Origin of the sequence: Micromonospora sp. AB353 (assembly GCF_049538395.1) — a bacterium.
GTDB classification, from domain to species: domain Bacteria; phylum Actinomycetota; class Actinomycetes; order Mycobacteriales; family Micromonosporaceae; genus Micromonospora; species Micromonospora aurantiaca.
Genome location: NZ_JBMVFV010000080.1, coordinates 14530 through 27201 on the forward strand (window position 1 = coordinate 14530; position 12672 = coordinate 27201).

Sequence of the window (12672 nt, forward strand, 5' to 3'; positions counted from 1 at the left end):
ACTGTCCGTTTCGGCGATCGGCGGGGATGAGGATGACTGGTGGTCATACCGATGGGTAGTCTTCCCGGCATGACCGCCAAGGTGACGCTGTCGTTCTCCGACGAGACGATCGAGGAGGCGCGCCGGTTCGCCAAGCGGGAAGGGCTCTCCCTCTCCGCCTGGATGGACCAGGCCGCCCGGGAGAAGGCGCTGCGCGAGGTCTTCACCGCGCACGCCGACGCGGTCGGCCGGGCCGGCCTGGACCTGGAAGCCGCCGCCCTGGCCGACGCCCAGGAGGCCGCGCTCGTCGACGACGCCCTGTTCGGCGGGCGTCCGCGTGCTGCGTAGGGGCGAGGTCTGGCGCATCTCCGGCGCCCGGGAGCGGTTCGGTCTGGTCATCAGCTCCGACGTCTACAACGCCACTGCGGTACCCATCGTGATCGTGGCCGAGGTGGTCGAGGAGTCGCTGCTGCGCGACTCGCCGCTCGCCGTACGGATGGGCGCGTACGTGGTGATGCCCGACCGGATCTCCTCACCGATGAAGAAGTGGTTCACCGAGTGCGTGGACGTGGCCGACACCGAGACCATGCAGCGGGTCGGCCGGGCGCTGCGGATCCTCCAGGAGCTGTGACCGCCTCACCGGCGCCCTCCGGCGGACGTGCGCTCTCCGTTGCCGCGCCGACGCGCGCGGGGCACGCCGGGGAAACCACCGGCTGAGAGCGTCGCCTCGTCATCGACGAGGAGGAGTCCGTCAGTGAGCACTCTCGTGTCCGCACCCACCACGCCACCGGCCACCACCGCCGGCCGGCTCACCGAATGGCGGCCGGAGGATCCGGCGTTCTGGGCGGCCGGCGGCGCCCGGGTGGCCCGGCGCAACCTGTACGTCTCGATCTTCGCCGAGCACGTCGGCTTCTCGGTGTGGAGCCTCTGGTCGGTCACGGTGCTGTTCCTCGGCCCCGAGTACGGCATCGACCCGGCCGGGAAGTTCCTGCTCACCGCCGTACCGGCCGCGCTGGGGGCGGTGCTGCGGCTGCCGTACACGCTGGCGGTGGCCCGCTTCGGCGGCCGGAACTGGACCATCGTGAGCGCGTTGCTGCTGCTCGTGCCGGCGGTGCCGATGACGGTGCTGATCGAGCCCGGGGTGTCGTACGCCACGCTGATGGTGCTGGCCTGCCTGTCCGGCATCGGCGGCGGCAACTTCGCCTCCTCGATGGCGAACATCAACCTGTTCTTCCCGGAGCGGCTCAAGGGCCGGGCGCTCGGGCTCAACGCCGGCGGCGGCAACCTCGGCGTACCGGCTGTGCAACTGGTGGGGCTGGCGGTGCTGGCGACCGCCGGTGCCGCGTACCCCCGATTGGTGCCGGCGGTCTACCTGCCGCTGATCGTGCTGGCCGCGCTGGCCGCGGCCCGCTGGCTGGACAACGTGCCGGGGGCGCGCAACGAGCCGGGCGCGCTGCGCGCGGCGGCCCGCGACCCGCACACCTGGGTGATGTCGCTGCTCTACGTCGGCACGTTCGGCTCGTTCATCGGCTTCGGGTTCGCCTTCGGCCAGGTGCTCCAGCTCCAGTTCCACGACCGGTTCCCGACGCCGGTCGACGCCGCCTGGCTGACCTTCCTCGGCCCGCTGATCGGCTCGCTGATCCGGCCCGTCGGCGGTCAGCTCGCCGACCGGCTGGGCGGGGCCCGGGTCACGTTCTGGAACTTCGTGGCGATGGCCGCCGGCGCCGGGCTGGTGCTGTACGCGGCCCGGGAGCGCTCGTTCCCGCTCTACCTGGCCGGGTTCCTGGCGCTGTTCGTCTTCTCCGGCATCGGCAACGGCTCGACGTACAAGATGATCCCGGCGATCTTCCGAGCCCGGGCCGTCGCGGAGAGCGAGTCGACCGGCGACCCGGAGGCGGCGCAGCGGCGGGCCCGGCGGCTGGCCGGGGCGGTGATCGGCATCGCCGGGGCGGTCGGCGCCTCGGGCGGGGTGCTGGTGAACGTGGCGTTCCGGCAGTCGTTCCTGACCTCCGGCACGGCTGACGCCGCCTACCTGGCCTTCATCGCCTGGTACGCGCTCTGCTTCCTGGTGACCTGGGTGGTCTACCTGCGCCCCGGGCCGCGTACGCTGGCCGGCGTGTGACCTGTGCCATGACGAACCCGCAGGCCACGCGCGGCGCGACCCCGTTTTGACCTGCCGCCGGGCGGCCGGGTATCGTTGCCTGCTGTTGTACGACATTCTTAGGCGTGCCGCATCAGGTACGCTTGGTCGTTCGTGCGCGCTGGTCCGGCTGGGTACTCCTGGTCACCTCGGCGCGCGACCCCAGACCGACGACGAGACAAGGTAGACCTGTGCGTACGTACAGCCCGAAGCCGGGTGAGATCGAGCGTCAGTGGCACGTCATCGACGCCTCTGATGTCGTGCTGGGCCGCCTGGCGACCCACGCCGCCACGCTCCTGCGTGGCAAGCACAAGCCGACTTTCGCGCCGCACGTCGACACGGGCGACTTCGTCGTCATCGTGAACGCGGGCAAGGTCGCGCTGACCGGCAACAAGCGTCAGACCAAGGTCGCTTACCGCCACTCCGGTTACCCGGGTGGCCTGAAGCGGGTCGGCTACGACGAGCTGCTGACCAAGCGGCCCGAGCGGGCCATCGAGCTGGCCGTGAAGGGCATGCTCCCGCACAACAAGCTGGGCCGTCAGATTCTCAAGAAGCTGAAGGTCTACGCCGGTGCCGAGCACCCGCACACCGCGCAGCAGCCGGTGCCGTTCGAGATCAAGCAGATCGCGCAGTGAGCGCGGGCGAAGGAAGCAGCATGACCGACATCACCGCCACCGAGGTCGCCCCCGAGGCCACCGAGGCGCCGGCGCCCGTCGCGCGCGCGCCCCGTGGTGACCGCCCGATCCAGACCGTGGGTCGGCGCAAGGAAGCCATCGTCCGGGTCCGGATCATCCCGGGCAGCGGCAAGATCACCTGCAACGGCCGCGACCTCGAGGCCTACTTCCCGAGCAAGGTGCATCAGCAGCTCATCAAGGACCCGCTGGTCACCGCCGAGAAGGCCGAGGCGTTCGACGTGATCGCCAACCTGCGTGGCGGCGGCACCACCGGCCAGGCCGGCGCGCTGCGGCTCGCCATCGCCCGGGCGCTGATCGTCAGCGAGCCCGACGACCGCCCGGCCCTGAAGAAGGCCGGCTTCCTGACCCGTGACGCCCGGGTCAAGGAGAGCAAGAAGTACGGCCTCAAGAAGGCCCGCAAGGCTCCCCAGTACTCGAAGCGCTGATCACCACAAGCGTCTTGTACTTCTGACGGACGGCCGGTTCGCCTCCCCCATCCGGGAGGCGGACCGGCCGTTCCGCGTTTCTCCTCTCATCGGCAGTTCCACGGAGGTTGGCGGGTATGGGCCGGTTGTTCGGCACGGACGGCGTACGCGGGCGGGCGAACGCGGATCTCACCCCGGAGTTGGCGCTCGCGGTCGCGGTGGCCGCGGCCCACACGCTGGCCGAGACCGACAAGAGCCATCCGCCGCTCGCGGTGGTCGGCCGGGACACCCGGGCCAGCGGCGAGATGCTGGAGGCGGCGGTGGTCGCCGGGCTCACCAGCGCCGGCGCCAACGTGGTCCGGGTCGGCGTGCTGCCCACCCCGGCGGTGGCGTTCCTCACCGCGGAGGCCAAGGCCGACCTGGGCGTGATGCTCTCCGCCTCGCACAACCCGATGCCGGACAACGGCATCAAGCTGTTCGCCGCCGGCGGGCACAAGCTGCCCGACGAGATCGAGATGCGGATCGAGGAGGCGGTGAAGGCGAACGCCACCACCGCCTGGAAGCGTCCCGTCGGTGCCGGTGTCGGCCGCGTGCACGACCTGCTCGACGGCGCCGACCACTACGTGCAGCACCTGATCGGCACCGTGCCGCACCGCCTCGACGGGATCAAGGTCGTCGTCGACTGCGCCAACGGCGCGGCGGCCGACGTCGCCCCGGTCGCCTACCGGGAGGCAGGCGCCGAGGTGATCGCCATCCACGCCGAGCCGGACGGGCTCAACATCAACGACGAGTGCGGCTCGAACCACATCGAGGCGCTGCGCGCCGCAGTGGTCGAGCACGGCGCCCACCTCGGCATCGCCCACGACGGCGACGCCGACCGCTGCGTCGCGGTCACCGCCGACGGGAACGAGGTCGACGGCGACCAGGTCATGGCGATCCTCGCGCTGGCCATGCGGGACGCCGGCGAACTGACCCAGGACACCCTGGTCGCCACCGTGATGAGCAACCTCGGTCTCCGCCTGGCCATGTCCGAGCACGGCATCCGGCTGGTCGAGACCAAGGTCGGCGACCGGTACGTGCTGGAGGAGCTGCGCGCCTCCGGCCTGGCGCTCGGCGGCGAGCAGAGCGGCCACATCGTGCTGCCCGCGTACGCCACCACCGGCGACGGCGTGCTGACCGGTCTGCACCTGATGGCGCGGATGGCAGCCACCGGCACCTCGCTGGCCGAGCTGGCCGCCGTGGTCACCAAGCTGCCCCAGGTGCTGATCAACGTGCCGGTCGGGGACCGTACCGTCGGCGCCGCCGCACCGGCCGTCCGGGCCGAGGTCGAGCGCGCCGAGGCCGAGCTGGGCGAGACCGGCCGGGTGCTGCTCCGCCCGTCCGGCACCGAGCCGCTGGTGCGGGTCATGGTCGAGGCGGCCACCGAGGACACCGCTCGCGAGGTCGCCGAGCGCATCGCCGAGCAGGTCCGTACCGCCAGCCCGGTCGCCTGACCACCCGGGGCCGCCTGCTCCCACGATCCGCCGGTCAGTTCACCCGGACCCGCCGGTCAGTTCGCCTGGATCCGGCGCAGGAAGCGGGCGGCCAGGTCCGCGACCGCGTCGGCGTCCAGCTCCTGCGCCGGTCCGGCCACAGTCACCTCGGCCAGCGCCAGCCCGGGTACCTCGGTGTCCCGCCAGCCGCCGACGAACCACGCGCGTTCCTCCTCGGCCAGCGCCAGGTTCGCCGCGTCCAGCACGGCCGCCGGATACGGCAGCCAGAACCGGAACTGGTGGGTGTGCGGCGGCGCCGGGTACACCCGGGCGCCGGGCAGTGCGGCCAGCGCCTCGGCCACCACCCTCGCGTGCGCCACGTACCCGGGGAGGCGGGGCAGCTCCCGGGCCAGCCCGGCGAGCGCTGCGAGCGCCGCCGGCCACTGCTGGAACAGCGTGCCGCCGTAGCGGTGCCGCCAGGCACGCGCGTACCGGATCAGCTCCGCGTCGCCGGCCAGCGCGGCACCGGAGATGCCGCCCAGCGACTTGTAGAACGAGACGTAGGTGCTGTCGGCCAGCGCCGCGATCTCGGCCGGCGAGTAGCCCAGGTGGACTGACGACTCCCAGAGCCGGGCCCCGTCGAAGTGCACCCGGGCGCCGCCGGCGCGGGCCGCCGCGACGACGGCCACCAGCTCGCCCCAGGTCGGCAGCACGAACCCGGCGTCGCGCAGCGGCAACTCCAGGAAGAGCGTGCCGATCGGCTCGTCGAGCGCCGCCACCTCGTCGGCAGTCGGGTTGCGCGGCGCGTTCGTGGTGCGCACCGCGCGTACGCCGGCGAGCAGCGCGTACGCGTCCCGCTCGTGGGTCAGCGGGTGGCTGAGCGGGTGCAGGCCGACACCGGCGCGGCCGGTCAGCTCCGCCCCGTGCCGCATCGCCACCTGCTGCGCCATCGTGCCCGACGGGAAGAACGCGGCGGCGTCCGCGCCGAGCAGCTCGGCGACCCGCAGCTCCAGCTCCGCCACCGGTCCGCCCTCGCCGTACAGGTCGGGCGGGTCGTCCCCGGCCGCCGGGCCGAGCGCGGCGAGCTGTTCCCGTACGGAGGCCGGGCGTACGCCGGAGAGCATCGTGTCGCAGCCACGCTGGGCGGTGAACCGGCGCCGCCGCGTGGCCTGCTCGTCGCTCATCCGTCCGCCCGGAGCCGGCGCAGCCGGGTCACCGCCTCGGCCAGCACCTCCGGCCGTTTGCAGAACGCGAACCGGATCAGCCGGCGGCCGGCCTCCACGTCGTCGTAGAACACCTGCGTGGGCACCGCCACCACGCCGCAGCGCTCCGGCAGCGCCCGGCAGAACTCCACCCCGTCCCGGCCGCGCAGCGGCGTGACGTCGGCGGTGACGAAGTAGGTGCCCTCCGGCGGGAGTACGCCGAACCCGGCGTCGGCCAGCCCGGCGGCGAGCTGGTCCCGCCGGCGCTGCATGTCGTCCCGGAAGCCGGTGAAGTACGCGTCCGGCAGCCCGAGCGCCACCGCCACCGCCGGTTGCAGCGGACCGGCGTTGACGAACGTCAGGAACTGCTTCACCCGCAGCACCGCCGCCACCAGCGGCGCGGGCCCGCTCACCCAGCCGACCTTCCAGCCGGTGCAGGAGAACGTCTTGCCGGCCGACGAGATGCGCAGCGTCCGCTCCCGCATCCCCGGCAGCGTGGCCGGCGGTACGTGCGGCGCGGCGGCGTCGGTGAACACCAGGTGCTCGTACACCTCGTCGGTGACCGCGTACACGTCGTGCTCCCGGCACAGCTCGGCCACAGTCGTCAGCTCGTCGGCGGTGAAGACCTTGCCGGTCGGGTTGTGCGGTGAGTTCAGCAGCACCAGCCGGGTACGCGGCCCGAACGCGGCGCGCAGCTCGTCCGGGTCGAACGCGTACCTGCCGTCGGGCCCGGGCCGCAGCGTCACCGGGCGGCGGACCGCCCCGGCGAGCGCGATCGAGGCGGCGTACGAGTCGTAGTACGGCTCGAAGCAGATCACCTCGTCACCCGGCTCGCACAGCGCGAGGATGCTCGCCGCGATCGCCTCGGTCGCCCCGGCGGTCACCACGATCTCGCCGTCCGGGTCGTACTCCAGGCCCCAGAACCGGCGCTGGTGCTCGGCGACGGCGGCGCGCAGCGCGGGGATGCCCGGGCCGGGCGGGTACTGGTTGTGGCCGGTACGCAGCGCCTCGGCCGCGGCGGCGAGCATCTCCGGCGGGCCGTCGGTGTCCGGGAAGCCCTGCCCGAGGTTGACCGCGCCGGTGCGCACGGCGAGCGCGGACATCTCGGCGAAGACGGTGGTGCCGAACGGCCGCATCCGGGCCACCAGGGGATCGGTCGTCGTCACGGCTGCGAGCCTACGGCCCGCCGCCGACCGCTCACCAGCCGAAGCAGGCCACACCCCATCTTCCCGAGTTCTGGGCGACGACCTTGCCGTCGATGGTTATCCGGCAGGTCACTTGGCCGGCGCGTCCGGCGCTTGTGACGATCTGGACCCGCTCACGGTCGCTTGTGGTGAATCTCAGCCGCCAGGGCGAGTCCACGGAGTCGAGCTGGTGGAAGTCGCCGTTCGCGTCGTAGAACTGCACCTCCGCCTCGCCCTCCGAGCCGGTCACCTCGTACAGGACGGTGAACCGGCCCGGGCCGCCCGAGGGGGTCGTGGCCGGCGTTGCCGGGGGAGCGGTCGGCTCGTCGGCCCACCCGTCGGGCTCGCCGTACAGCGGCCCGTCGTACCGGTCGCCGGAGGCCGTCCCGTCGTCCAGGCCCCGGCCGAGGAAGGACAGCCCGACGCAGCCGCAGACGATGATCGCCAGGACGGTGACGAGGCCGATCACCAGGCCGGCCACCCAGCCACCGCCGCCACCGCGGCGCGGCGGCATGCCCGGATACGCGTACGGCGGCGGGTAGGGGCCGGGTGGGTAGGACCCGGCTTTGTAGGGGCCGGGCGGGTAGGCGGCCGGTGTCCCGGCCGGCTGTGCCGGGAAGCCGGGCACGCCGGGCTGGGACGGCCATCCGGGCGTACCGGGGACGTGCGGGTCGCCCGACGCCGGGGGGACGGGCGGGCGCGGCGTGGCGGCCGGGTCGGCCGGAGCCGCCCACCCCGGTTCGCCCACCGGGTGTCCCGTCCCGCTCGGTGGCATGGCCGGACCGGTTCCGGCGGACGCGCTCTCCGGGCCGGTGGCCGCCCAGGGGCTCGGAGCGGGCGGCGGCGACCAGGCCTCGGGCGGCGTCCACGGCTGCGGGGCGGCCAGCGGGTCCGGCGGCGTCCAGGAGGAGGGCTGCGGCGTGGTCGGCGCGGCGGTCGGGTCGGCCGGTCCGGGGGCCGGTTCGGGGGAGGGGGTCGGCTCGGACATGGGCTCAGCTCACAGGGGTACGGCGCGGACGACCGCGGAACGGTGGGGCCGGGGGACGGCGCCCGGGCCTCAATGTAGGCGGTGGCGCCCAGCCGTGCGGTCCCGGGCGGCGGCCCGCGCCCCGCGTCCCGAACCGGTCCGGACGGGCGGAACGACCTGGATGGTGCTTTGTCCGGTAATCGCATCCCCGGCGCTCGGTTCGCTCAAATTCAGTGATCGTTAACCGCCCTTCCGAGCACGCACGATGAGCGAAACTCGGTTAGGCTGCGGACCATGTGTGGAATCGTGGGTTACGCCGGTGCGCGCCCGGCGCTCGGCATCGTGCTTGACGGACTGCGGCGTCTCGAATACCGCGGCTACGACTCGGCCGGTGTCGCCGTGGTCTGCGAGGACGAGCTGCTGACCGAGAAGAAGGCCGGCAAGCTCGCGAACCTGGAGAAGGTCCTCTCCGAGCGCGCGGCCGACAACCCCGAGGACTGCGCCGCCAGCCCGATCGGCATCGGCGACGGCACCACCGGCATCGGCCACACCCGCTGGGCCACGCACGGCGGCCCGACCGACCGCAACGCCCACCCGCACCTCTCCCCGGACGGCCGCGTCGCGGTGATCCACAACGGCATCATCGAGAACTTCGCGAAGCTCCGCGCCGAGCTGGAGGACGAGGGTGTCGAGTTCGCCAGCGACACCGACACCGAGTGCGCCGCGCACCTGATCGCCCGCGCGCTGGCCGACCTGCGCTCGGCCGGTGAGACCGACAGCCCGCAGCTCCTCGCCGCCGCCATGCGCGTGGTCTGCGGGCGCCTGGAGGGCGCGTTCACGCTGCTCGCCGTCGACGCCGGCATCCCCGGCGCGGTGGTCGGCGCCCGGCGCAACTCGCCGCTCGTGGTCGGCCGGGGCGACGGGGAGAACTACCTGGCCAGCGACGTGGCCGCGTTCATCGAGCACACCCGGGACGCGGTCGAGCTGGGGCAGGACCAGATCGTCCTGATCACCCCGGACAGCATCGACATCACCGACTTCCACGGCCAGCCGGCCAGCGGCACCGACTTCCACATCGACTGGGACTCGTCGGCCGCCGAGAAGGGCGGCTACGACTGGTTCATGCTCAAGGAGATCGAGGAGCAGCCGCAGGCCATCGCCGACACGCTGCTGGGCCGGCTCACCGAGACCGGCGAGATCGCCCTCGACGAGGTCCGCCTCAGCGAGCAGGATCTGCGCGACGTCGACAAGATCTTCATCGTCGCCTGCGGCACCTCGTACCACGCCGGCCTGGTCGCCAAGTACGCCATCGAGCACTGGACCCGCATCCCCTGCGAGGTGGAACTGGCCAGCGAGTTCCGCTACCGCGACCCGGTGCTGGACCGCTCCACGCTGATCGTGGTGATCTCGCAGTCCGGCGAGACGATGGACACGCTGATGGCGCTGCGCCACGCCAAGGAGCAGAAGGCCCGCGTGCTGGCGATCTGCAACACCAACGGCTCGACCATCCCGCGCGAGTCCGACGCGGTGCTCTACACCCACGGCGGCCCGGAGATCGCTGTCGCCTCCACCAAGGCGTTCCTCACCCAGGTCGTCGCCTGCTACCTGATCGGCCTGCACCTGGCCCAGGTGCGCGGCATCAAGTTCGCCGACGAGGTGGGCGCGGTGGTGGCCCAGCTCCAGGAGATGCCGGGCAAGCTGCGGGAGCTGCTGGACCGGATCGAGCCGGTCCGCGAGCTGGGCCGCGAGTTGAAGTCCGAGCCGACGGTGCTGTTCATCGGCCGGCACGTGGGCTACCCGGTGGCGCTGGAGGGCGCGCTGAAGCTCAAGGAACTGGCGTACATGCACGCCGAGGGCTTCGCCGCCGGCGAGCTGAAGCACGGCCCGATCTCGCTGATCGACCAGGGCACCCCGGTGATCTGCATCGTGCCGTCGCCGGTCGGCCGGGGCATGCTGCACGACAAGGTCGTCTCCAACATCCAGGAGGTCCGCGCCCGCGGCGCCCGCACCATCGTGATCGCCGAGGAGGGCGACCAGGCGGTGGTCCGCTACGCCGACCACCTGATCTACGTGCCGCGTACGCCGACGCTGCTGGCGCCGCTGGTGACCACGGTGCCGTTGCAGGTGCTGGCCGCCGAGATCGCCGCCGCCCGCGGGCACGACGTCGACCAGCCCCGGAACCTGGCCAAGTCGGTCACCGTCGAGTAGCCGATCTCGTCCACGGTCCCTCCGCCCGCACCACGGGTGGGGGGACCGCGTCGTCTCCGGCCCGGTCATCGGCCCAGCACGATCCGGGCCATGCCGTCCAGCGCCGGGTTGTCCGGATCCCAGTAGCCGGTGTGGCCGCGCGGGGCGCTCGGGAAGCGCCGGCCGCCGAAGCCCGGCGCGCTCGGGTCGGCACCGAACCAGAGCCGCTCGCCGGGCCCGTCGAGGACGGCGAGCGCCGGGCCGAGTGGCGTACCCGCGAGCAGCGCGCGGCGGGCCAGCTCGTCCGGTGGACGGGCCAGCCGGATCACGTCGTCCGGCGCGGTCGACGACCAGACCTGACCGACGGGCATCCGCAGCTCGGCGGCGTGGTCCACGCCGACTCCGGGCGAACCGACGAAGACCAGCGCGTCGGCGCTCAACCCGTGGTCGCGGGCGGCGGCACCGACCACGAGCGAGCCGTAGCTGTGCCCGAGCACCGTCTGCCGGGCCGGCGGGCCCTCGTGCGCGGCCCGCAGCCCGTCCTGGAAGCGGTGCAGCGCCGGGCCGGCCTCCTCGGCCTGCCGGGTACCCGCCGCCTCGGTGAGGAAGTCCGGCGCGTCGTAGTCCAGCCAGAGCACCGCCGCCGCCTCCTCGCCCGGCCCGAGTGCCGCGCAGCGCTGCAACACCCGGGCCGCGCGGCCCAGCTCGCCCGGCGCGTCGGCGAGGTCCGAGGTCATGCCCGGGACGTACGTGAGCACCGAGGCGGCGCGGTCCGGGTTGCCGAGCGCCACCACCGCGCGGCCGTCGCCGGCCGGGTCGAGCCCCAGCAGGTACGCCCGGGGCGCCCCGCCCTCGGCCAGCCGCTCGGCCAGCCCGTCCAGCCCGCGCAGCGCCGCCTCGACAGCGGCGAGCCGGACCCGGCGGGACGCTTCCAACGGCCCGGCCGGGAGCGGGTGCAGCAGCGCGAGCCGCCGGACGAGCAACCGCTCCCGCCGGTCACCGAGCAGCAGCCGGTTGGCCTGGTCCCGGGCGGCTGCCGGTACGCCGTCGAGACGCCCGATCCGGCCCGGTTCCCGCCCGACCAGCCAGCGCCGCTCGGCCGCGCTGAGACCGGCCCACCAGCGGCTCACCTCGGCCGGTCCGGCACCGGGCCCGGGTCGCCAGGCGGGCGGGGCGCTGACCCAGCCGCGTACCGCAGCGGTGGTCAGGTCCGCCAGCCGGCCGGCCGCCTCAAGGTCGGCGGCACCGGCGAGCGTCAGCGCGCCCCGGATCCCGGCCCGCGCGTGGACCACCGCCGGTCCGGCCTGCGCCACCGGCCGCGCCGGGTCGGGCCGGACCGCGCCGGTGCGGTCGACGAGCAGGCCACCCGATTCGGCGCGGGCCACCGCGGCGCCGAGCCGGGCCTTCGCCGCGCCCAGCCGGGCACCGAACTCGGCGAGCACCTGGTCGACCTCGACCAGGGCGGGGAGCACGTCGGTGAGGTCGGTGCGCAGGTCCCCGATCCGCCGTTGCGCCGCCGTCGCGGCGGTACCCGACCACCCGGGACGGAGCGTGCCGATCCGGGCGGTCAGCGCGTCGGCGCGCTGCCGTACCGGCGTGGTGAGGCTCCGCCACGCCGTCCCGGCGGTGGACCAGGCGCCCGGGTCGGCGCGCCAGAGCTGCGCGTAGCCGACCGGCGTGGCCGCGTCAGCACTCCCGCCGGTCACCGGAGCACCCCGGTGAGGCGGCGCGCGGCGCGTTCGTCGACCGCCTCGTAGCCGTCCGCGCCCCGGCGCAACGCCTGCGCGGTGTCGGCCACCCGGGCGCCGAGCGCGCCGGACCAGCGCCGCACCGCCGCCTCCAACTCGGTCAGCGCCATCGCGGATCGCCAGCCTTCCGGCGTCGCCATCAGCAACGACTCCGGTGCCGCGCCCGGCCCGCGGGCCAGCCGGTACGCGTCGTCGGCCAGCTCGCGCGCCACCGATCGCAGCAGCTCCGGATCGACGTCGAACGGTTTCTCCACCACGTGCCCTCCCTCGCCCGGCGCCACCGGCCGGCTCCGGACACCGGGACGCTAGGCGGCACCCGGCGGTGGCCGCCGACCCCTGTGGACAACGCTCCGGGTTATCCACAGGGCTTGTCCGCCGACCGGTCCGAGGCGCGTGCCGCCGGTAGGGTGAGGCCGTGATCGGGGGAGCCGCGAGCGGAAGCTGAGCCGGCGCGACGAGCGGGGCGGGGTGGCATGAGACAGGTGTGGCGGGTCGCGGACGTTCGCGCGGCGGAGGCGGGCCTGATGGCCACCCTGCCACCCGGTGCGCTGATGCAGCGGGCCGCGGCCGGGCTGGCCCGCCGCTGCGCGTTGCTGCTCGCCGACCGGGGCGGCGTCTACGGCGCCCGGGTGCTGGTGCTCGCCGGGTCCGGCGACAACGGCGGCGACGCCCTCTTCGCGGGCGCGCACCTGGC

At 74.0% G+C, this 12672-nt stretch carries 13 protein-coding genes; 8 read left to right on the forward strand and 5 right to left on the reverse strand.

Annotation, left to right across the window (positions count from 1 at the left end; all coding sequences use genetic code 11):
• Positions 1–69 precede the first annotated feature (69 nt).
• From ACPCK6_RS24765 to glmM, 6 genes are all read left to right on the forward strand, one after another.
• Complete coding sequence (locus ACPCK6_RS24765; protein WP_030501570.1) at positions 70–327, forward strand: DUF6364 family protein; 258 nt, start codon at positions 70–72, stop codon at positions 325–327.
• Entirely contained in the window at positions 317–610 is a 294-nt protein-coding gene (locus tag ACPCK6_RS24770) for a type II toxin-antitoxin system PemK/MazF family toxin (RefSeq protein WP_091426307.1), read from the forward strand. The genes ACPCK6_RS24765 and ACPCK6_RS24770 overlap by 11 nt, the downstream gene beginning before the upstream one ends.
• A 123-nt stretch (positions 611–733) precedes the next feature.
• Entirely contained in the window at positions 734–2101 is a 1368-nt protein-coding gene (locus ACPCK6_RS24775; protein WP_423482365.1) for an MFS transporter, read from the forward strand.
• 209 nt (positions 2102–2310) lie between these two features.
• Complete coding sequence (gene rplM, locus ACPCK6_RS24780; protein ID WP_018784601.1) at positions 2311–2754, forward strand: 50S ribosomal protein L13; 444 nt, start codon at positions 2311–2313, stop codon at positions 2752–2754.
• A 20-nt stretch (positions 2755–2774) separates the two neighbouring features.
• Positions 2775–3239, forward strand: coding sequence for a 30S ribosomal protein S9 (gene rpsI / locus ACPCK6_RS24785; protein WP_318335696.1), 465 nt, complete (start codon positions 2775–2777; stop codon positions 3237–3239).
• Positions 3240–3355: 116 nt separating this feature from the next.
• Positions 3356–4711, forward strand: a complete 1356-nt coding sequence (gene glmM / locus ACPCK6_RS24790; protein ID WP_318335695.1) for a phosphoglucosamine mutase — start codon at positions 3356–3358, stop codon at positions 4709–4711.
• 56 nt (positions 4712–4767) lie between these two features.
• On the opposite strand, the gene ACPCK6_RS24795 is transcribed toward glmM, so the two are convergent.
• The 3 genes from ACPCK6_RS24795 to ACPCK6_RS24805 are packed head-to-tail and all read right to left on the reverse strand — an operon-like array spanning position 4768 to position 8064.
• Complete coding sequence (locus tag ACPCK6_RS24795; RefSeq protein ID WP_423482366.1) at positions 4768–5874, reverse strand: threonine aldolase family protein; 1107 nt, start codon at positions 5872–5874, stop codon at positions 4768–4770.
• Positions 5871–7058 (reverse strand): pyridoxal phosphate-dependent aminotransferase, encoded by a 1188-nt coding sequence (locus ACPCK6_RS24800; RefSeq protein WP_423482367.1) that lies wholly within the window; start codon positions 7056–7058, stop codon positions 5871–5873. Before ACPCK6_RS24800 ends, ACPCK6_RS24795 begins: the two co-directional genes overlap by 4 nt.
• A 31-nt stretch (positions 7059–7089) precedes the next feature.
• Complete coding sequence (locus tag ACPCK6_RS24805) at positions 7090–8064, reverse strand: MmpS family transport accessory protein (RefSeq protein WP_396883370.1); 975 nt, start codon at positions 8062–8064, stop codon at positions 7090–7092.
• Between the two features lie 273 nt (positions 8065–8337).
• On the opposite strand from ACPCK6_RS24805, the gene glmS reads away from it, so the two are divergent.
• Positions 8338–10251 carry a glutamine--fructose-6-phosphate transaminase (isomerizing) gene (gene glmS / locus ACPCK6_RS24810; RefSeq protein ID WP_135242042.1) on the forward strand — a complete coding sequence of 638 codons (1914 nt, stop codon included), beginning with the start codon at positions 8338–8340 and terminating at the stop codon, positions 10249–10251.
• 65 nt (positions 10252–10316) lie between these two features.
• Here the strand turns inward: glmS and ACPCK6_RS24815 are convergent, their stop codons facing one another.
• Together ACPCK6_RS24815 and ACPCK6_RS24820 are read right to left on the reverse strand one after the other, a co-directional pair.
• On the reverse strand, positions 10317–11936 hold the full coding sequence (locus tag ACPCK6_RS24815) for an alpha/beta hydrolase (RefSeq protein WP_423482368.1): 1620 nt from the start codon (positions 11934–11936) through the stop codon (positions 10317–10319).
• The gene (locus ACPCK6_RS24820) at positions 11933–12235 is read right to left on the reverse strand and encodes a type VII secretion target (RefSeq protein WP_423482369.1); all 303 of its coding nucleotides are present in this window, start codon (positions 12233–12235) and stop codon (positions 11933–11935) included. The genes ACPCK6_RS24815 and ACPCK6_RS24820 overlap by 4 nt, the downstream gene beginning before the upstream one ends.
• Positions 12236–12451: 216 nt before the next feature.
• On the opposite strand from ACPCK6_RS24820, the gene ACPCK6_RS24825 reads away from it, so the two are divergent.
• Positions 12452–12672: NAD(P)H-hydrate epimerase (locus tag ACPCK6_RS24825; RefSeq protein ID WP_423482370.1), on the forward strand; the 221-nt coding region annotated here is incomplete at its 3' end.

Excerpts from the sequence above, each read along its gene's own strand:
- glmS (WP_135242042.1), top strand. The coding sequence starts at position 8,338 with ATGTGTGGAATCGTGGGTTACGCCGGTGCGCGCCCGGCGCTCGGCATC.
- glmM (WP_318335695.1), top strand. The coding sequence starts at position 3,356 with ATGGGCCGGTTGTTCGGCACGGACGGCGTACGCGGGCGGGCGAACGCG.
- ACPCK6_RS24805 (WP_396883370.1), bottom strand. The coding sequence starts at position 8,064 with ATGTCCGAGCCGACCCCCTCCCCCGAACCGGCCCCCGGACCGGCCGAC.
- rpsI (WP_318335696.1), top strand. The coding sequence starts at position 2,775 with ATGACCGACATCACCGCCACCGAGGTCGCCCCCGAGGCCACCGAGGCG.
- ACPCK6_RS24795 (WP_423482366.1), bottom strand. The coding sequence starts at position 5,874 with ATGAGCGACGAGCAGGCCACGCGGCGGCGCCGGTTCACCGCCCAGCGT.
- ACPCK6_RS24765 (WP_030501570.1), top strand. The coding sequence starts at position 70 with ATGACCGCCAAGGTGACGCTGTCGTTCTCCGACGAGACGATCGAGGAG.